Annotated in this window: 12 protein-coding genes; 8 read left to right on the forward strand and 4 right to left on the reverse strand. The window is 39.1% G+C overall.

Going from position 1 to position 21,183, the window contains the following annotated elements; genetic code table 11:
* Positions 1-42 precede the first annotated feature (42 nt).
* The 5 genes from VER_RS10365 (at position 43) to gndA (ending at position 14,122) form a co-directional block, all read left to right on the forward strand.
* Entirely contained in the window at positions 43-7,944 is a 7,902-nt protein-coding gene (locus VER_RS10365) for a YadA-like family protein (protein ID WP_304941387.1), read from the forward strand.
* Positions 7,945-8,325: 381 nt separating this feature from the next.
* Positions 8,326-9,825 (forward strand): threonine synthase, encoded by a 1,500-nt coding sequence (gene thrC / locus VER_RS00030; RefSeq protein ID WP_162098850.1) that lies wholly within the window; start codon positions 8,326-8,328, stop codon positions 9,823-9,825.
* A gap of 32 nt (positions 9,826-9,857) precedes the next feature.
* On the forward strand, positions 9,858-10,709 hold the full coding sequence (locus VER_RS00035; RefSeq protein WP_162098851.1) for a DMT family transporter: 852 nt from the start codon (positions 9,858-9,860) through the stop codon (positions 10,707-10,709).
* 28 nt (positions 10,710-10,737) lie between these two features.
* Positions 10,738-12,717, forward strand: coding sequence for an ATP-dependent endonuclease (locus VER_RS00040; protein ID WP_162098852.1), 1,980 nt, complete (start codon positions 10,738-10,740; stop codon positions 12,715-12,717).
* A complete protein-coding gene (gene gndA, locus VER_RS00045; RefSeq protein ID WP_162098853.1) occupies positions 12,698-14,122 on the forward strand; it encodes an NADP-dependent phosphogluconate dehydrogenase in 1,425 nt (474 codons plus the stop codon). Before VER_RS00040 ends, gndA begins: the two co-directional genes overlap by 20 nt.
* Before the next feature lie 212 nt (positions 14,123-14,334).
* Here the strand turns inward: gndA and VER_RS00050 are convergent, their stop codons facing one another.
* Complete coding sequence (locus VER_RS00050) at positions 14,335-15,189, reverse strand: nucleotidyl transferase AbiEii/AbiGii toxin family protein (protein WP_162098854.1); 855 nt, start codon at positions 15,187-15,189, stop codon at positions 14,335-14,337.
* Positions 15,186-15,776, reverse strand: coding sequence for a type IV toxin-antitoxin system AbiEi family antitoxin domain-containing protein (locus tag VER_RS00055; protein ID WP_162098855.1), 591 nt, complete (start codon positions 15,774-15,776; stop codon positions 15,186-15,188). Before VER_RS00055 ends, VER_RS00050 begins: the two co-directional genes overlap by 4 nt.
* Before the next feature lie 191 nt (positions 15,777-15,967).
* On the opposite strand from VER_RS00055, the gene VER_RS00060 reads away from it, so the two are divergent.
* Complete coding sequence (locus tag VER_RS00060) at positions 15,968-16,327, forward strand: winged helix-turn-helix transcriptional regulator (RefSeq protein WP_162098856.1); 360 nt, start codon at positions 15,968-15,970, stop codon at positions 16,325-16,327.
* Positions 16,328-16,607: 280 nt separating this feature from the next.
* On the opposite strand, the gene VER_RS00065 is transcribed toward VER_RS00060, so the two are convergent.
* Complete coding sequence (locus VER_RS00065) at positions 16,608-17,528, reverse strand: fumarylacetoacetate hydrolase family protein (RefSeq protein WP_162098857.1); 921 nt, start codon at positions 17,526-17,528, stop codon at positions 16,608-16,610.
* Between the two features lie 15 nt (positions 17,529-17,543).
* Positions 17,544-17,948, reverse strand: coding sequence for a hypothetical protein (locus VER_RS00070; protein ID WP_162098858.1), 405 nt, complete (start codon positions 17,946-17,948; stop codon positions 17,544-17,546).
* A gap of 393 nt (positions 17,949-18,341) precedes the next feature.
* Between VER_RS00070 and VER_RS00075 the strand changes: the two genes are divergently transcribed.
* Positions 18,342-19,322 (forward strand): D-glycerate dehydrogenase, encoded by a 981-nt coding sequence (locus VER_RS00075; protein ID WP_162098859.1) that lies wholly within the window; start codon positions 18,342-18,344, stop codon positions 19,320-19,322.
* Between the two features lie 170 nt (positions 19,323-19,492).
* Positions 19,493-21,166, forward strand: a complete 1,674-nt coding sequence (locus VER_RS00080; RefSeq protein WP_162098860.1) for a glutamine--tRNA ligase/YqeY domain fusion protein — start codon at positions 19,493-19,495, stop codon at positions 21,164-21,166.
* Positions 21,167-21,183: the final 17 nt, after the last annotated feature.

Below are 21,183 nucleotides of genomic sequence, written 5' to 3' on the forward strand. Positions count from 1 at the left end.
ACTCATATTCAGTCAGGCCGAACATTAGGCGTGGCTTTATCTGTGTTGGCATTGTGTGCGGGGCTTACAGCTGGTGTAAATGCAGCAACTCCGTATTATAGTGTGAATGATTATAATGCAAAGTTAGCTCCGCTAGGCAATGCAAATGGTGATGCTGCCGGTGGTATTGGTTCTACCGCAGCGGGTATAGGCACTTCTGTTAAAACTAGTAGTCAGTTGCAAGGAGCTACTGCCACAGCGGTAGGTATGCTAAATACTATTGATGCATCTACCGGAGGTATGTTTGATGGCGTTGCTAATGCTGTTGTTGGTGCGGCTAATACAACACAGAATGCAAATGCAACATTAATTTTTGGCGCAGGAAACTTAGTTACCAACTCATATGGCGCAGTAATGATAAATCCTGAAACCATTAATCCGACGGACCCAGTTGGATTAAGCAAAACGTTAGCTGGTGCTGTAAAAGATAGTGGTGGACAAATTTTAGTTGTTGGTGGCGCCAATGTTGTTGATCATGCACGCTTTTCATCTATTACAGGGGTTAGTAATAACTTGACTGGTACTACAGATAAAGATAGTGAATATAACTTTATTTCTGGTGCTAAAAACACTGTTACTGGCTCTGACCATGCGTATGTAATTGGTACAGATAATGAAGTAACAAATAGTACTGGTAATACTCTAATTGGTGATAATCGTACCTTAACGGGTGTTACTAATTCAGTGATTTTAGGTTCTGGTTTAAATAGTGATACTAAATTAGGGGCTAAGGATGTTTCTAATGTAGTTGTAGCTGGTTATAAGGCAAATGCTACTGTAGCTGGTGGTGTAGCTATTGGATCTGATTCTATTGCTAATGTAGAAGCTGGTAAGATAGGTACAGCACCAACAAATACTACTGTAAGTGATGATGATAAGAAAAGTGCTACTTGGACATCTACCTTAGGTGCTGTATCTGTAGGTTATGCAGAATATAAGGATGAGAATGGTACAACAGTTCCTGCAGGCACTCGCCAAATTACAAATGTAGCAGCTGGTACACAAGACACTGATGCAGTTAACTTGGCACAGTTGAATAAAGTAGCTAGCTTAATCAATACAAGCAATACGGACAATGGTGTTAAATATGTGTCTATAAATTCTGACGCTGATGGCAATAAAGATAACTTAGGTGCAAGTGTTAACAATTCTATGGCTATTGGCCCTAATGCTAGCACAGCAGCTGTAGATAGCTTAGTGATTGGTAGTAGTACTATCAAAAATACAGGCACATTCTCTAAAGTAATTGGTAATGGCAATACCCTTTCTAGTACAGACGCATTTACCGCTGAGGACAGTAAAGTATTTGGTGATAATAATACAATAACAAATAGTAATCGTCAGTTAGTATTTGGGGATAATAATATAGTGAGTGGTCGTGATCAGGGCACAATATCTCCTGAAAAACGAATTACAGTATCTGATGTAATCATTGGAAAAGGGAATAATATTACAGGTAATGAGACTTATTGGTCAGGAAATGAATCACTCACTGTTATTGGTAATAATAATATTGGCAAAAATCCAGCTTCTGGCATTGTTATTGGGAATAATCAAAGTTTAGATGTAATATCGGCATCTGTTGTTATTGGCAGTTTAAAAGAGTCGATAAAAAATCAAGATTGGTATGGTGGCGGTAGTAATGTTGTTATTGGTCATCAAGCAATTAGTAAATCTAGTGGCAATGTTTTACTTGGAAATTCTACTGTTGCAGGTGGTGGGTTTCAAACGATAGCAGGTGCTGATACTAAGACTGGATATAGTGAGGATGGTAAGTCTGGACTATTAACGGCTGTATATGGCGCATTTAATAATATTGAGCATGGATATGAATTTGATAGCGAGGATATGGATGCTACAGCGAGCAGTATTGTAGGCTCATTAAATCATACGAATAGAGCTCGTGGTACAGTCATTGTGGGGGCTGGGAATGAAGTATTAAACTCTAATGGAGAAGGCGATGCTTCTAGCCAAACAATGGAAATAACGGGATTAATGCAATTTGGTAGCGAATATATACTTGAAATTGGGGATACTGATCATAAATCTTTACTAGAAAAAGAACTTAATTTGCTTAAATATACTGGCGGGGCTTCTGTAGTGTTAGGGAGTGCTAATAAATCTGATTATGCTAATCGTTCACAAATATTTGGCAATGGAAATATTTTAGAAGGTAAAGATAGTATTATTAGTTCATATAATACTATTAGTGGATATTCTAATATAGGTAATAATATCAGTCGAACTGCAATTATTGGGTCTGGCAATACAATTTCTAATACAACGGATAATATTGTACTAGGGGATTATCATGAAAAATCAGGTGGCGAACATAATGTTATTTTAGGATCTCAGAAATATACAGAAACAGCTAAGAAAATTAAAAATAATAGTTGGTTTGGCGAAATTGAATATGATGTAGTTATGCATACCCCTCAAAAACCTCACGCCAAAGATATCTCCAACGCTGTAATGCTTGGTTATAACACTGATGTATCTATCAACGGTGGTGTAGCGCTTGGTTCCGAGTCTATTGCAGCAACAGATTCTAGCGTACAAGGCTATAATCCAATTGCAGTAGAATCTACTACAACCGCTCTTACAGCTAGAGCAGCTGCTGATGCGTCTAGTGATGCTTCTGCATTAGGCACACCTACCTGGACATCTACCTTAGGTGCTGTATCTGTAGGTTATGCAGCTGATGGAGATACTCCTGCAGGCACTCGTCAAATCACAAATGTAGCAGCTGGTACAGAAGATACTGATGCTGTAAACGTAGCACAATTAAAAGCAGCTAAAGTAACTGTTACAGGGGGGACTAATATTGCTTCTGTAGAGTCTACAGCCACTTTAGATGGTGGTACTGTATATACAGTTAACGCCAAGGACATATATGTTACAAGTGCTACACTTAGTGATGGTACGTTAACAATTAACCAGAATGAAGGGAGCCCTATTAGAGTAACGGGGTTGGCAACTACTTCGGATGTGGAAAACAGTAAAGTGCATTACTACTCCACTAAAAGTGATAAAAAAGCAGACGGCTCTAACTTTGCAAATGATGGTGCTAAGGCTAATGATTCTATAGTAATTGGGATTAATTCTAGCAACTCGCAAGATGCGGTTAACTCGATTGTATTAGGTAATGGTACAACATTAGAAGGCTCTAAGAACGGTACGAATGGAAAAGTTAATAGTAGCGTTGTAGTAGCAAATGGTGCGACTATAAATGGTATTTATAACAGTGTACTAGCAACAGATTATAATAATAGTCCTTCAGGAGTAGCCACTCCAACGACTGTGAAGGGGCAACATAATACAGTTATTGGTGCAGGTAATACAGTAAGTGGAGACCAAGGTGTAACGATTGGTACACTTAATAATGTTATTGCGGCCTATGCCATTGGCCAAAATAATACAGTAAAGAGCAAAGGTTTAGCATTTGGTTCTAATAATACTGTCGGTCAAACTAGTGAAGATGGCGGTATTGCTATCGGTAGAAATCTTACTGTTGAAGGTTACGAAGGCGTAGCTATTGGTGGAGAAACTCAAGCGTTAGCTGATTATTCAATTGCCATTGGTAGTGGTATTCGCGCATCAGAACCAAGTACTGTTGTTGAAAAAGCAGCTACACAAGGTATTGCTCTAGGATATGGAGCTAAAGCTAAAGTTTCAGGTGGTATAGCCTTAGGGGCAGGCTCACAAGCCACTACGGCTGCCAAGGTAAAAGGATATGATCCAAGTACAGATGCGCAATCTACTAATACGACTGGCGTGTGGCAATCTGGTAAGGGTGCCTTATCTATAGGTACGCCTAATAATACTCGCCAAATCACAGGCGTAGCCGCTGGTTGGCAAGATACTGATGCTGTTAACGTAGCACAATTAAAAGCGGCTAAAGTATCCCTTGTAGGAGGAGATAATATTGCCTCTATCAGTACAGCATTTACTCCTGAAAATGGCACAACATATACAATCAACGCAGTAGATACTGATACAACTATTACTAAGGGCGAAGTAACATATAATGGCTCTGCAGGTAAACTAGTTTTAACAGATAGTAATGATAAAACTCTTGAAATTACTGGTTTGAGAGATCTTGATACAACAGGCGTTACTTTAAATGGTGACACATTAACCTTTACACGTAATGATGGCACTACGTATACTGTAGGCGGTTTAGCTACAGCTACTGATTTAGCGGCAAACAAGATTCATTACTACAGCGTAAATGGTCCTGCTACTCCAGGTGGCAACTACAATAATGATGGCGCTAAAGGTGACAATGCCTTAGCTGCTGGGGTAGGTGCTAGTGCGGTGGCTCACAATAGTATCGCTATTGGTAATAAGGCTTGGATTATTGATAGTAACGGTGGTAAAGGCAGTGGTGACATTGCTATTGGTAATGGTGCTAAGGTTGAAAATTATGCAGACCAAAGTGCTGGTATTTCCTTAGGTCAAAATGCATATGTTGAAAATATGGCAGGTAAGCAAGAAGCGATTTTTGCCCTTGGTCAAACTACCTTTAGTGGTAACTTCTTATCCAAAGCTCGTATTCCAGCCGATCCATCTAAGGTAGCAGCTGGTATATCCATTGGTGAAAATTCCTATGCTCGCTCTGGTAGTTTAATGGTTGGCACGCATAAGTATATTGGTAAATTAGGTGATGTAGATATTGATACTTCTACAGAAGAAACTCGTAGAAAAGCCGGTGTTGGTGTTAATAATACAACGATTGGTACCAATAGCTTTAATGGCGGTACGTTCTCGACTATTACAGGCGCCTATTCTATTACTACAACTAATTATGCGGGCGGACGTAACTCGATTGATGCAGGCAAGAACTTTGGCTCTACGATTATGGGCTCCTTGAATAGCATTGAATCAGCTACTGCGGAAAATTCTAGTTCTGGTGTAGCCAATAGTGTAGTTGGTTTTGCTAATAAAACGGCTAACGCTAATGGCTCGTTGATATTTGGTGCAGGCAATGAGATTACTAACTCTGTAACAACTATTTCCATTCCTGGTACTGGGTTATTAGATAGTTCTTCAGCAGCCGATTCTGCTAAAGAGTTGCAAGATAAAATGAAGGCTCTTGTTCAACGCTCTAACAGCGGCGGTGCAACCCTCGCTATTGGTGGCGGCAATAAAGCTGATTACACCCGTGCTTCCTCTATCATTGGGGTTAACAATACCTTAACTGGTACTGCTAATGATATTAGTGAATATAACTCCATTATGGGTTATAAGAATACTGCTGAAAATGTTTCTAATGTAACCGTAGCAGGTATTAACAACAAGATTTCAAATACTACAAGCGCTGTAGTATTAGGTGATAATCACAAAGTAACTGGTGCTAACAATAGTATTGTCATTGGTTCGGCTGATAAAGAAACTGAATTGACTGCCACTGATGCGGTTGTAATTGGTCGCAATGCAAATGTGGAAAAAGTAGGTGGTGTGGCTCTTGGTTCTGATTCTATTGCAAATATAGATAAAGGTGTATTAGGTTATATTCCTACTGGTAAGACATTAACTGATGCTGATAAAAAGAGCCCAACTTGGACATCTACATTAGGTGCTGTATCTGTTGGTGATGTGGCTAATGGTAAGACGCGTCAAATTACAGGCGTAGCCGCTGGTAAAGAGGCTACTGATGCAGTTAACGTTGCTCAATTACAAGCGGTAGCTGCAATTGCAGAAAATGCTGGTACAGCAGCCGGTAAACATACCGTTGTAAGTGTTAACGGTGGCGATACAGCTACTAATACAACATATGTTGGTGATGGCAATTTACAAATTAACGTTACAAGCAAAGATGGCCAAAACAGATATGATATTAAGTTAAGTGACAAGCTCACTATTGGTACTAAAGGTGAACCAGGCAAAGATGGCCAGCCAGGTACTAAGGGGAAAGCAGGTAGCATCACTATTATTGGTGAAAATGGTAAAGATGACAAAGGCAATGAACTTCCAGAAGGCAACAATACAAGTGCTAATATTTCCGTAAAAGACGGTGCCAAAGGTCTTGATGGTAAAGATGGCGTAACTCGTATTGTCTATCTAGATGAGACTGGCAAAGTTACTCATGAAGTAGCGACTATGGATGATGGTTTAAACTTTGCTGGTGATGATGCTAAACCTATTCCTAAAAAGCTTAATGAACAGTTAGATATTAAAGGTGGAGCTGATACTGAGAAATTAAGTGATAATAATATTGGTGTTGTTAGTGAAACTAAAGATGGAAAAACATATTTAAGTGTTAAATTAGCTAAAGATTTAACTGGCCTTACTAGCATCAATGTAGGTGGTACAAAAGGGGTTGACGGAAATTATATTGGTGGCATCACAATCAATACTGGTGGCATCAACATGGGTGATACACAAATCACTAATGTACGTAGCGGTGCAACTGGCGAAGATGAAAATGGCAAACCAGTATATAATAACAATAAAAATGTAGCTAATATTGGGGATGTCATTGCACTTGTAGGTAAAGAAGTTGAAGCAGCTAAGGTAACTGCTGGCGATAATATTTCTGTAGAAAATAATAAAGTATCGCTTAAAGAAGATATTACGCTTGGTAAAGATGAAGCTAATCAAGTGGCAATTAAAGGCTCCGACGGTACGATTACAGCTGGCTCTGGTGCAAATCAAGTCGCTCTTGATGGTAAGAATGGCCAAGTAACGATTGGTAACGCTGGCGATCAAATCATCATGGGCAACCAAGAAGTAAGCCCAATTAAACCAGATGGTAGTTCGTTAGGTACAAAAGAAAATGGTCAATTCATTACAGGTCTTGATAATACAACTTGGAACCCTAATTCTAACGGTTATGTACCTGACCGTGCTGCTACTGAAGGACAATTAAAAGATATTGCTGATAAGATTAATAATATTGATACAGCAGTAAAAGATTCTAGTCGTGTATTCGCTGGTGATGATGGCGCGAAAGTAACCGTTAAGAATGGTGACACCTTACATCTTAATGGCGGTGCTGATGCAGCTAACTTGTCTGATGGTAATATTGGTGTAGTAGCACATCTAGATGAACAAGGCAATACTAAAGATATTTTAGATATTAAATTATCGAAAAACTTAACAGGTTTAGAATCTGTAACTACAGAAAACTTGACTGTTAATAAAGGCGCTAATATCGGTGATGTATCTATTGCTGGTGATACAATTACAGTAGGTAAAGGTGATAGCCAAACTATTATCAATGACAATTCTGTAAAAACTGGCAATACGACTATCAACAACGATGGCTTAACAGTTAAAGGCCCTGAAGCATCGAAAGACATTACAATCCAGAACAATAATGTTAATATGGGTGGCAATGTAATCCATAATATTGGTGATGGAGTTGAACCTGGTGATGCTATCAACAAAGGTCAATTTGATAAAACAATTAACGATATTGGTAATGGCATGAATCATATGTCTAACCGCATTAGCAAATTGGATCGTCGTGTAGACCGTGTTGGTGCAGGGGCTGCAGCGTTGGCTGCTTTACATCCATTAGAATTTAGCCCAGAAGCTAAATGGGAAGTATCGGCTGGCGTAGGTAACTATAAAGGGGCTAATGCAGTAGCAATCGGTGCGTTCTATCGTCCAAATGGTGATACTATGTTTAGCATCGGTACATCCTTAGGTGGCGGTGAAAACATGGTTAACGCTGGTGTAACGTTACGTGTTGGTGATGGTGAAACTGAAAATTATCCAGCTCGTAAGGTAATGGCACAGCAAATTAAAGATTTACAATCCGTTGTAAATACGCAAAATGAAAAGATTGAACAATTAACTCAATTGGTTAATACGTTAGTAGGTGCTAATCAGCAAATTCAGCCAGTAGTAAGTGCTCCACAGGCACAAGCTGATGCTGAAGAAGCACAACAAGCTTAATGAGTATAAGACGTGTAAAAATATAAGACGTTTTATCAACTAATTAAGCAAAATAATTGCATATTTCGGTTTGTTTGTGACACACCTTCCTAACCAAGACTGGAACCGTCTCAGTAATGAGGCGGTTTCAGTCTTTTGCTGTTTCACGGGTAGCAAAAATCGCGTATTTTCGGTATAATTAATTGAATAAAGTACTATTTTATTAAATGAGAGGCATTTATCAAAGGTGATGAGGATACACTCGTTTTAGATAGGAAATTTTAAAATTAACAGACGCTAGTAGAAGGTAACAAAAGTTAGCAGAAATTAGTAGACGTTAGCAGAAACTTGTAAAAGTTAGCAAAAGTTAGTAGAAATTAGTAGAAGTATGAGGGTAGAGAGATGAAATACAGAAGTACGAGAAGTGAAGAAACAGTAAATGAGACGTATGCATTATTACATGGCTTGGCCAGTGATGGGGGCCTCTATGTGCCAGCCAAATTCCCAGAACGAACGATTACTTATGATATGGTAGCGGATAAATCGTATCAGGATATTGCGTACACCGTATTGCAACATTTTTTCCCTACGTTTAGCGAAGCGGCATTAAAAGAAATGATTAATGCGGCCTATAGTAAGGCTAATTTTAGCACTACTGATATTGCACCGCTTCATTCCGTGTTAGAGCGATTATCTGTACTCGAATTATTTCACGGACGGACGCAAGCCTTTAAAGATATGGCGTTATCCTTGTTCCCTTATTTGTTAGTAGCAGCTAAAGAAGCGGAAGGGGAAACGGATGAAGTCCTTATTTTAACGGCTACCTCAGGGGATACAGGCAAAGCGGCTTTAGAAGGTTTCAAAGACGTAGCAGGCACGCATATTCAGATTTTTTACCCTACTGATGGGGTGAGTCCTATGCAGCAGGAACAGATGCAAAAACAAGAGGGCGACAATGTAAATATAACGGCTATTCGTGGTAATTTTGACGATGCCCAACAGTTTTTAAAACGTTTATTTGTAGATAAAGAGATGGCAGATAAGGTAGCGGCAAAAGGGGTACGCTTCTCTAGCGCCAATTCAATCAATATTGGCCGTTTAGCACCGCAGGTTGTGTATTATGTAGCTGCCTATGCGGAGCTTGTGAACCAAGGGGCGATTCATCGGGATGAAGCGTTCAATGTGGTAGTGCCAACGGGTAATTTTGGGAATATTTTGGCCGCTTATTATGCGAAAAAAATGGGTGTGCCTATTGGTAAGTTGATTTGTGCTTCCAATCGCAATAATGTGCTTACTGATTTCTTTAAAACGGGCACGTATGATATGAATCGTGCGTTCTATACAACTATTTCCCCATCCATGGATATTTTAGAAAGTTCTAATTTTGAACGATTCTTATATTATGTAAGTGGTGAAGATTATGAATTGACTAATAAGCGTATGAAGGATTTGAAAGCGTCCGGTATACTATCTGTTACGGACGAAGAGTTAACGCGGATACAGCGTGATTTCAGTGGTCAATTTGTGTCAGATGAAGAAACAAAAGCGGTGATTGCGCAGGTATATAATTCTTATGGCTATGTATTAGATCCTCATACGGCGGTGGCTATGGGCGCCTATATGAAGGAATTGCAGGCTCATCCAGAAGATGGTAGCCGTCATACTGTCATTGCGGCGACAGCCCATCCGTTCAAATTCCCAACGCCAATTTGTGAAGCTTTGGAAATTCAACCAGGTGGCACGCCTTATGAAAGTTTAGAGCATATTAGTGCGGTTACAGGGGTGGCATTCCCTAAAGAATTAGCTGCGTTACAGAATAAAGAACTTCGTTTTACTAAGGTTATCGACAAAGAGTTGATGGGTAAAGAGATTTTGAGCTTTGTAGATACGTTTGGTAAATAAGTAGGTGGCGTGATTTAGAAAGAAGTGACTGTGTGAAACAAGCCTTTTTCTATGCTATCGCATCGGCGTTAGCATTTAGTATAATGAATTTATTTGTTAAAATGTTGGGTCAAGCTATGCCAGCCTCTGAGATTACGTTTTTCCGTGGTCTCATTGGCACGGTGGCGGTGCTCGCTTATATGTGGGCAAAGGGCATTGCTTTTTCAACAGAGCATCGTGGCATGCTTACTATTCGCGGGATTTTCGGCGGGGTAGGCACATTGATGAACTTTATTGCCTTGGCGTATATGAATTTGGCGGATGCGTCCATTTTATTTCAACTTTCAGGAATTTTTGTTTTCATTTTTAGTACCTTCGTACTACGTGAAGCGATTCCTAAAGGGGCGGGCAAATGGCTACTTACGATTTTTGTGGCGATTATGATTATGATTAAGCCGTGGTCGCTTAGTGAATTCCATTGGTATTCCTTGTATGCTATTGGCGGTGCGGCGTTTGCGGCCGCTGCATATACGACAATTCGTAAAATTAGCCAGGTTGGCCATCACAGTAATTATGAGATTATGTTTTATTTCTTGGTAACTACAATGATTGTAGGGGGCGCTTTGATGTGGCCAAACTTTGTATGGCCTGATGCGCGTCAATGGGGAATTATTGCCATTATTGGTGGTATTTCCGTATTTGCCCAGTTTTTCTTAACCGGTGCTTTTGTGGCGACCAATGCAGTCGTGGCGCAGTTTTTACAATATATTGGCGTGTTCTTTAATGCTATGTGGGGCTTTCTCATTTTTGGTGAAATTTTATCGTGGCTCACCGTATGTGCCGGTTTGCTTATGTTTGTAGCGTCGGTTATGATTGCTCGGTTGAAAGAGCAACATAAGGCTTAGCCATCATTCTAGGAAAGTAGGTGCTAGCATGTATTTAGCAGCCTTAGCGATTGAAAATTTCCGCAATTTGAATCATATGCAATTGGTTTTTCACGATCAGTGTAATTATTTGATTGGTGAAAATGCTATTGGGAAGTCAAATCTGTTAGCCCTTATTGCGATTATTACAGCTGGTCAAACCTTGCAGGCTTCTGACTTTTTTGATGTGACGAAGCCCGTTAAGGTGCGTCTAGAATTAGTGGTAGACCCTCAGGAAATGTTGCCCAAGCGGTTTCGGGGCGCTGTTAATGGGGGTCGCATTTTATTAGAATGGGAACAATTGGCCGTTATGGCTAAGCCTCAGTTATACGAGGTATTGACAGAGGATAAACGGCGACAGGTGCCGTTACGAGTCTTGCACTATATTCCCTATTTGGCATTGCGTGATATTGGTCTATATCAATTTGATAGGGTGAAACTTGGTGGTAATCCTAGTAGAATGACTGCTGGTGGGAATTCTAGCAGAGTAAATGTTGGTAGTCATCCTAGTAGAATGACTGAGAGTGTTAATTCTAGTAGCGCGGCTGATGGTGACGATGTTAGCAGTGTGCCCATTGAAGCTTCGTATGAGGCGTTGCGTGATTTCTTAGGGCACGCTTTAGAACGAGTGCTGGCACAAGAAGGTTCGGCTTCGCATAAATCTATGTCGCGCATTGCTTTGCGCATTCGACAATTTCAGCTCGTATTGCCACACTTACCAGATTATATGAGTATTGTCTTAGCACAGCTGACGCAGTGGCCTTTATTAGAGCGTGGTTCTTTGACTGATAAAAAAGCGCTTAAAACAGGTATTGCCTCTGGCGTGTTTGCTGGATTTTATACGCCTGATGCGTTGCGCCTCATTACTATGGTGGTATTGCGTTTGGTGAAACAAATTTTCTCCTTAGTTGAAGGGGGAAAGTTTGAATCCCATATAATCATGAAACGAGGCAAGCGCTATTTACCGCTTATCGTCAGTTTGGATGAAGTGGAAGCCCATTTAAATCCGCTCATGCAACGGGCTATGGTGGATTATTTCAAAGAAATTTTAGCCAATGAAAATATTGGCTTTTTACGAATTTTAAAAGACGTATTTGCCGTGGATGGTCTGTTAGGACAATTGTTTATTGTTACCCATTCGGCAGAAGTGTTGTCTGATGATTATCGGCAGATTATTCGCTTTTATCGGCAACCGTCGGGCTCTGTGAAGATTGCCTGTGGCGTTACGTTTGAAGTGTCGTCAGAAGCGGAGGAGCACTTAATTGCTTATTTTTCAGCGGTGAAAGAAGCGTTGTACACTCGCTGTGTTATGATTGTGGAAGGGGAAACGGAATATAGTAGTTTTCGGCAGTTTGCTAAAACGTTGGGCATCCCGTTCGACTTCTATGGCATTGGGCTGATTAATGCGCGGGGTCAAGGGTCGATTAGTCGCCTTGTAGAATTGTTTAACCGTTTTGACATTCCCGTTATCGCTTTGTATGACCGAGATGTGCGCACCGAGGCTAAGGCTTCTAAAAAGCAGGTCTATTTCACCGATACGCTTTGTTATGAATTTGATTTAGTGCATCATTTAATCCGTCGGAATCGCCGTGCTATTTTAGATGATATTGTGCGCATGGTGGTGAATTTAGAAGGCGGTTCTTCCTTGGTGAGTAAGAAAGCTATTACTCAAGGGGTGGACAAATTAATTAAATATGCAAAAGCACAAAATGAATCGCTCCAAGGCTTAGTAAATCGGGCGTTTCACGAACGAAAGTTGAATTCGATTCCCAATCGAGAGCTTCATTTGCTAGAAATTTATTATTTTAGCTGGCTTTTTTTTCAAAAAGGGATTACTATAGGTAAATGTATTGCGTATAATATAAAGGAACGGGAAGATATTCCGCCAGCCTTTGTAAAAGTTATAAAAAAAGCACAGCAGTTGGCGCAACAACAAGATGCGTGGCTAGCTGTGGAAGAGGAGACGAAATATGGAAAACAAAACATATGAATTTGGTTTAGTTGGTTTGGCTGTTATGGGTCAAAATTTAGCACGCAACGTAGCGCACAAAGGGTTCAGTATTGCTGTGTATAACCGTACACCTCAAAAAACGGATGAATTCTTGGCTAAATTTGGTCATGAAGGTACTATCGGTGGTGCTCACAGTCCCGAAGAGCTTGTTAAGATGTTGGCTAAACCTCGTAAAATTATGTTTTTAGTAAAAGCGGGTCAGCCAGTGGATGATATGATTGCAGCCTTTTTACCATACCTTGATAAAGGGGATATTTTGATTGATGGTGGTAATTCTCATTTCAGTGATACTCGTCGTCGCAGTAAAGAATTAGAAGCTAAAGGCTTCCGTTTCTTAGGTGTAGGCGTGTCAGGTGGTGAAGAAGGCGCTTTGAATGGCCCAAGCTTGATGCCAGGTGGTAATGAAACGTCGTATAAAGAAGTAGCGCCTATTTTTACAGCTATTGCAGCGCAGGTAGCCGATGGCCCTTGCTGTAGCTATGTAGGCGATGATGGGGCTGGTCACTATGTTAAAATGGTGCACAATGGCATTGAATACGGTGATATGCAGCTTATTTCAGAAGCGTATTTCATGATGAAAGAATTGCTTCATATGAGTGATGATGAAATGGGCGATGTATTTGCTGAATGGAATAAAGGCTTATTAGATTCCTACTTAATTGAAATTACGTCTAAAATTTTAAAAGTAACGGACAAAGAAACGGGCAAACCATTATTGGAAATGATTTTGGATAAAGCAGGCCAAAAAGGGACTGGTAAATGGACAAGTCAAGAAGGGCTAGAACTTGGTGTGCCAATTCCAACCATTGCAGAAGCTGTATTTGCTCGTGGTATGTCTGCGTATAAGACTGAACGTGTGGCAGCGGCTAAACAGCTTAAAGGGCCTGAAGGCGAATATACAGGTGATAAGAAAGCCTTTATTGATGCCATTCATTCTGCTTTGTATGCTTCTAAAATTTGCTCCTATGCGCAAGGCTTTGCGTTGATTAAAGCGGCGGCTAAGGAATATAACTGGAATATTAATTTCGGTGACATGGCACTTCTATGGCGTGGTGGCTGTATTATTCGTGCGGTGTTCTTAGAAGATATTAAAAAAGCCTTTGAACGCAATCCACAATTAAGTAACTTGTTGTTAGATCCATTCTTCATGGAAGCGATTGAAGAACATCAAGCTAAATGGCGTGAAGCCATTATTGAAGCTAAACGCTTTGGTATTCCGACTCCAGCCTTCTCGGCTTCTTTGGATTACTATGATAGCTACCGTCGTGAAAGCTTGCCAGCTAACATGATTCAAGCACAACGTGACTTCTTTGGTGCTCATACCTATGAACGAGTAGATAAAGAAGGAATTTTCCATACGGAATGGGAACAGGAATTGAAATAAATGAATAAAGCCTGCCATTACTACTTTTGCTCGCTGCGAGTCAAGCTCGTAAGGTCGCTGCAAGTAGTAATGGCAGGCTTTTTGCATGTTATATCTGTGGGAGTGGGGCGAAAGGTAAAAAGACCGTTCCCTATTTTTGCTTCCTACGAGTCAAGCTCGTAAGGTCGCTACAAATAGGGAACGGTCTTTTTTTGTGCCTCGGGGGGAATATATTAAGACTTACTTTGCATTATTTTTTTTACTAGTTTTGAGAGTATATAATAGGCATCTTCGAATTTTACTGATTTTGCATAAGCATATTCTTCTTGATAAGATTTCCACTGGTTTTGTAAGCTTATACTTGATTCTATAGATGAAAGGATTCTAGAATAATTTTCAAAAATAAAAAAGGAATTTCTTTTGGTGGCAGTAGATAATAATGCTTGATAGAGTAATGAATAATCGATGTCTTGAGATTTTAATTTTGCTAATATGTAAATATCATAATAGTCTCTTGGTCGAGTGCTTTGTGTTCCTCTAGATAAAATTGTTTCTATTTTTTCAGCTAATATTGTAGTTAGGTTATAAGCTAATATTTTAATAGATCTATTTTCGAACAAAAGGGGATACTCATATGTAATCTCTTTTGGAGTTATTTTATCACCTGTTGTTATATCAATTTTTAAATCTACTGATAATTTAGTTTCATCATATGTTGCTTTTAAGGAAACCCTATACCCACTGTAGTCATCTTGCTCTCTAATATTTTTGATAGATTGAAGTGAAAATAAGATATTATCGTTTAAGGGAATTTTTATAATATCTAATATCATTGTTTGGATACTTTCTGATGAAACAGGATAATTTTTTATTGTTACATCCATATCCATAGTTGCTCGAGAATTTAGCCCTGCTATTGAAGCAATGAGAAATCCACCTTTTACTATAAAATAATGGACATATATTGATTTTGATATTCTTTCTAGAAAACGCTCAAGCATAAAATTTTGTAAAACAAGTTGTGCTGTTATATGTTTTTTTTCAGCAAGTTTTTTTATTTGAGCTTTAAATTGCATTAAATTTTTCATTGTAGTACCTCAATATAAGGTTTTATTTTTTTTTCTACTTTTAGTATTTTTGCATATTCTGATAAGAGCGGAAGGTTTCTTTTGTAGCTTGCCATATATTGCTTAAAGGCAGCTGTGATTAATTGAATATCTACTCGATTTGAAGGTTTAACTATATCACATAATGTACGCTCGGCATTATATGTTTTTACTAAATTACCAGCTGGTGTTGTAGTAGTAATTATCCCTAGATTAAATTCTGTATTTTTCACTCGATTACAACGGTAGCCTTGATTTCTAGGGGCTGTTACATTATAGGAAGAGGGGAAAGTGAGTGTCAAAATGGCAGGCGTTCGATCAGTGAGGCCTAATAAAAAAAGTGCACTGCCTAGAGAAAAAACACTTTTTTTGTATCGTGTTTGTGCATTTAAGAACTCATCATCCCAGACTTCAGGTAATATGTATACGCCACGAGCTGTATGTTCTAGTTTTCCTATTTTTACTAAATAATGTAAATGGCCACGTGAAATTTTTTCTTCAGTAATCATAGCTGAAGTAATTGTCCCATTATTTTTATAAGCTAATTTTAGTACTTTAGACTGGCTCATACTATCACTCTCTCTCTATTTTTGACTTTCTTGCATTAATTATAAAAATAAAATGCAAGAAAGTCAAATTTGTAGAACCGGTGAATAAATTATATATATTAAGAAGGTCATTAACATAATACTAATAAAGAATTTAATTAAAAACTAGTAAAGAAAATAGGTTAAATAATGGTTCGCCAGATTTACTGTTTTTGCCAGATAATGATGTTGATAATTATACCAATGTGATAATGCGTATTCAGCCAGAGTTTTTAGAAGAGCCTGAATATGTATATAAGAAGGTGAAACGCAATACACTTACAGTCAATGAAAAATTAGATAATTCCCATAAAAAAGAGAAACCTCGTAAAAAGGTTTCTTCTGTAGTTGATGAAATTTTAAATTTAATGAAAGCAAATCCTCAAATTACAGCCGTTCAAATTGCGGATATCTTAGGGAGCATTACTGCGGCCGGTGTACGCTATAACATTGCCAATTTAAAAGCTAAAGGCGTCATTGAACGAGTAGGCTCCACTAAAGCAGGTACTTGGGTCGTATTGAAAGACTTATAAATTTAAATAGTAATTTTTATAAGTATTTTTCTTAGAGTTCAATTTTTAGAACACAAAAGAAGAGCGAATATTGTTTACAGCACTCATCTTTTTCCATCTAGTAAAAAAACTAGCCACTATTTGCAGATTTCAGAAAAAAGTATTTTTGTTGTGAAAAAGCCCATTCCCTATTTGAAGCGACCTTCAGAGCTTGACTCGTAGGAAGCAAGAATAGGGAATGGGCTTTTGCGTTAACACATTAAGACTTTAGCTTGACAAAGCAAAAATAGTGGCTAGTTTTTTAATACTCTTCATATTCCAATTTTGGCACTTCTAGTTGTACTGTATTAGCCAAGGTGCCAATGCCAGGAATGGTAATGGATACTTCGTCATCTTCTTGTAAGAAGCGTGGCGGATTAAATCCAACACCAACGCCGGATGGTGTACCTGTGGCGATAATGTCGCCTGGCTCTAAAGTCAATCCGCGACTTAGTGTGCTAACCAAGGTAGGAATGGAGAAAATAAGATCTTCCGTTGTGCCGGACTGACGAAGTTCGCTGTTTACATAGGTGCGAATTTCAAAGTCCTTTGGCTGCTTATCACCAATTAAAATAGCAGGTCCCATAGGGCAGAAGCCATCAAGGCTTTTACCTAAGAACCATTGGGAATGACGGCGCTGTAAATCACGAGCGGTTACGTCATTAATGATGGTATAGCCAAAGATGTAGTCATAGACTTCATTTTCAGGAATATTGGAACCTCGTTTGCCAATGATAATAGCCAGTTCGCCTTCATAGTCTACTTCAGCTGTAGCATTTCGATGTAAAGGAATGACTTGATTAGGCCCTGTAACCGCAGTCGGTAGTTTAGTGAAGAATATAGGATATTCTGGTTCACCGCCTGTTTTATCAAATTCGGCAATGTGTTCACGATAGTTTTTACCGACACAAAATACATTGCGATGTGGTGTGAAAGGTGTTTCAAGTACCACTTCAGATAAGTTGTATGGCACCGCAATCGGAGTTTCACGATGTTTTTCTAAGGCACTGGCGAGTAAGAGTACGCCTTCATCGCCCATATTGATGAGTTCTTCCATCGTTTCAGGTAAAAAGGAATAATACGATTCTTCTAAATCGGCACTACCTAAAATAGTTTGGTTTTCATCATCAATAATACCCCATTGGCGAAAGCCACTAGGTGCGGTAAATGTAGCTATTTTCATAGGACCTCCTGTTAATTATTTTTCAAGTAACTTAATTTTTTTGCTTAACCACTTTTCACAACTTTCGCGATCGTTAAAGAAGCGTAAATCACGGACTACATCAAAGTCTACATAGAGACCATATACAAAAGGGATAGGTGTATTTTCCGCAATATTAAAGGTGTCGATGGCAATGTAAGTGCCTGGTTCTTTAGGATCTTCGAGCGTTTCAAAAGGAATATCTTTAATCGCAAAGGCTTCTCCATTGGAACGACGACGAGTGCGTTTAGGAACTAGGGAGAAAGTGCGCGATTGACCTGATTCATTGATAGTAATGGTAACAGGATGATTAGGATCGTAATTGGTCATGAGTCGATTCAATACTGTTTTGAAATCACGCAGCGTTACTTCAGATTCAGTTAATGAGTCAATATATGCCATGGAAATTCCTCTTTTCAAATAAATAGTTAACCGTAAATTGACAAGGTAAACATATAAATAATTAAATATACAAATATAAGATATGGTTTGCCTAACTAAAGGGGATAAGGCCATATCTGACAGACGTATTTATATGTTAACTATAACATATATCGTTAATTTGATAAAGCTATTTAATAAATTGTCTATAAAAAACATGAGCATTTTAGATATCTTTTATCTCGATTTATAGATATGAAAATCATTCGCAATAATAAAAGATTAAAATATCTGAAATTTTCAATGTTTTTATTTTATCTAATGGCTCAAATTGTATATAATGAAAAGAAGGAACATAGTGTATAAGATGTATACCATTAATTTTGATAGATTACTTACTAGGAGGTTGATAATATGAGTAAACCTGTTGTAGTAGTACCTGGTTTGGTGCGTAAAGATGCGTTAGCGTATTTGAGTGAATATGTAACGATTAAGCAGTGGACGGAAAAGACGCCTATGCCTCGTGAAACCTTGAAGGAATGGCTTAAAGAGGCCGATGGTCTTTGGAGTATTAACAATGTAACTGTGGATGCTGATTTAGTAGCAGAAGCGCCTAATTTAAAGGTTATTGCACAAGCCTCGGTAGGTTATGACAATGTAGTTATTGATGATTTAACGGCGCGTCATATTCCGTATGGCAATACGCCAGATGTACTAACGGAGTCAGTCGCTGAGTTGGCGTTTACGTTGGTAGCGGCCGCTAGTCGTCGCGTTATGGAAAATGCAGAGTTTGTAAAAAGTGGTCAATGGGAACAACGTCCTTCGAATATTAAAGGGAAGGATTTGAGCCGTTGCACTTTAGGGATTATTGGCATGGGGAATATTGGGGTATCCATTTCACGTCGTGCCCGTGCTTTTGGGATGACGGTTATTTACAATAATCGCAAGCCTCGCCCTGATGAAAAGCTATATATGGTAGAGTATCGAGATCGAGATACGCTCTATGCAGAAAGTGATGTGGTGTTAGTAGTGACACCGTTGACTCCTGAGACGTATCACATGATTGATAAAGAAGCTTTTAAAAAGATGAAAAAAGAGGCGCTATTTGTGAATGTAGGTCGGGGGAAAATTGTTGATACGGATGCATTAGTATGGGCCCTCAATGAAGGCGAAATTGATTATGCCGCTTTAGATGTAACGGATCCTGAACCATTGCCAGCGGATCATCCCCTTTTGAAAACCGGCAAAGTGTTGGTGGTTCCTCATATTGCCTCGTTTACTGATCGTACACGACGCGATATGGCTATGCTTACAGCGGATAATTTGATTCTGGGGGTACAAGGTAAACCGTTAAAAACTTGTGTCAATAAAGATGTGAATTATAAAGCTGAATAGTTATTGGGTTAAACCCCAATAGTCATTGATTCGCTGATTCATGGCATAGATATGGGATTTATGATACAATAAAAAGATATGATAGAACCGCAAGAAGATATGAGCAAACCAGTATAAGTTGGTTTCACGTAGTGATTTTAGTTGGTTCCACGTAGAGAGGATGGTTATTGTTGGAAACTCCAAATACGGAAGCAGTAAATTTTATTGAAGCGATTATTAATAAAGACAATGAAGAAGGTACCTATGGCAAACGCGTGCATACTCGTTTCCCACCAGAACCAAATGGCTATTTGCATATTGGCCACGCTAAGTCAATTTGCTTAAATTTTGGCCTAGGTGAAAGCTATCAAGGGCTTACCAATCTTCGTTTTGACGATACGAATCCGGTAAAAGAAGATGTAGAGTATGTTAACTCTATTGAAGCGGATGTAAAATGGTTAGGTTTTGATTGGGCCGACCGTGAATATTTTGCGTCTGATTATTTTGACCAGATGTATGAATATGCTAAAGAGTTGATTAAAAAAGGTCGTGCTTATGTAGATGACCAAACGCCAGAAGAAATTAAAAATAGCCGTGGTGACTTTAGCACACCTGGTACGAATAGCCCTTATCGTGATCGATCGGTGGAAGAAAATTTACGCCTTTTCGAAGAAATGAAAGAGGGTAAATATAAAGATGGCGAAAAGGTGTTGCGTGCTAAAATTGACATGGCGTCGCCTAATATTGTAATGCGTGACCCTGTGCTATATCGTATTTTGCATGCGGATCATCACCGTACAGGCAGTAAATGGTGCATTTATCCTATGTATGACTATGCTCATCCAGTGGAGGATGCGATTGAACGCATTACCCATTCTGTATGTACCCTTGAATTTGAAGTGCATCGTCCTTTATATAATTGGGTGCTTGAAGAATGGCCTGATACAGAGAAGCCAAAGCAGATTGAGTTTGCCCGCCTAAATGTTACGAATATGGTTATGAGTAAACGCAAGTTGCGTCAATTGGTGGAAAAGAATTTGGTAAGCGGCTGGGATGATCCTCGTATGCCAACCATTTCAGGTTTACGTCGTCGTGGTTATACCCCAGAAGCGATTCGTGATTTCTGTCAGCGTATTGGTGTGGCTAAAGCGGATAGCGTGGTGGATATTGCTTTGCTTGAATTCTGTATTCGTGAAGATTTGAAAATGAAAGCACCACGCCAGATGGCAGTTATTAAGCCTGTTAAGGTAGTGATTACAAACTACCCAGAAGGGCAGACGGAAATGGTAACAATTGAAAATAACCCTGAAAATGAAGCTATGGGGACTCGTGAAGTGCCATTTGGTCGTGAAATTTACATTGAACAAGATGACTTCATGGAAGTACCTGTGAAAAAATTCTTCCGCATGACACCAGGCAAAGAAGTTCGTTTAAAAGGTGCTTACATTGTTATGTGCCATGAAGTGATCAAGAACGAAGATGGCTCCATTAAGGAAATTCATTGTACCTACGACCCTGAAAGTCGCAGTGGCAGTGGTTGCCAACGCAAAGTTAAAGGTACTCTCCATTGGGTAGAAGCTACGACTGCGGTGGATATGGAAATTCGTTTATATGATTACTTATTAAAAGCGGATGATGAAGAAACAGCAGACAAAGATTTCTTAGAACAATTAAATCCTGATTCCTTGACTATTTGCCAAGGCAAGGGGGAACCTGCTTTTAAAACTACGCAAGTAGGCGATCATTTCCAATTCCTTCGTCAAGGTTATTTTGTGACGGATACAGATAGTACAGCTGATCATATTGTAATGAATCGTATTGTAGGCCTTCGTGATAGCTGGGCGAAAGCACAGAAAAAAGGTTAAATTTAGATAGAGGAGTT

The organism is Veillonella sp. R32 (assembly GCF_010093125.1).
In the GTDB taxonomy this organism is placed as follows: Bacteria; Bacillota; Negativicutes; order Veillonellales; family Veillonellaceae; genus Veillonella_A.

What these genes read in the sequence shown, in the direction of transcription:
- VER_RS00040 (WP_162098852.1), top strand. Translation starts at nt 10,738, where the DNA reads ATGTATTTAGCAGCCTTAGCGATTGAAAATTTCCGCAATTTGAATCAT.
- VER_RS00065 (WP_162098857.1), bottom strand. Translation starts at nt 17,528, where the DNA reads ATGAAAATAGCTACATTTACCGCACCTAGTGGCTTTCGCCAATGGGGT.
- VER_RS00075 (WP_162098859.1), top strand. Translation starts at nt 18,342, where the DNA reads ATGAGTAAACCTGTTGTAGTAGTACCTGGTTTGGTGCGTAAAGATGCG.
- VER_RS00070 (WP_162098858.1), bottom strand. Translation starts at nt 17,948, where the DNA reads ATGGCATATATTGACTCATTAACTGAATCTGAAGTAACGCTGCGTGAT.
- thrC (WP_162098850.1), top strand. Translation starts at nt 8,326, where the DNA reads ATGAAATACAGAAGTACGAGAAGTGAAGAAACAGTAAATGAGACGTAT.
- VER_RS00050 (WP_162098854.1), bottom strand. Translation starts at nt 15,189, where the DNA reads ATGAAAAATTTAATGCAATTTAAAGCTCAAATAAAAAAACTTGCTGAA.
- VER_RS00055 (WP_162098855.1), bottom strand. Translation starts at nt 15,776, where the DNA reads ATGAGCCAGTCTAAAGTACTAAAATTAGCTTATAAAAATAATGGGACA.
- gndA (WP_162098853.1), top strand. Translation starts at nt 12,698, where the DNA reads ATGGAAAACAAAACATATGAATTTGGTTTAGTTGGTTTGGCTGTTATG.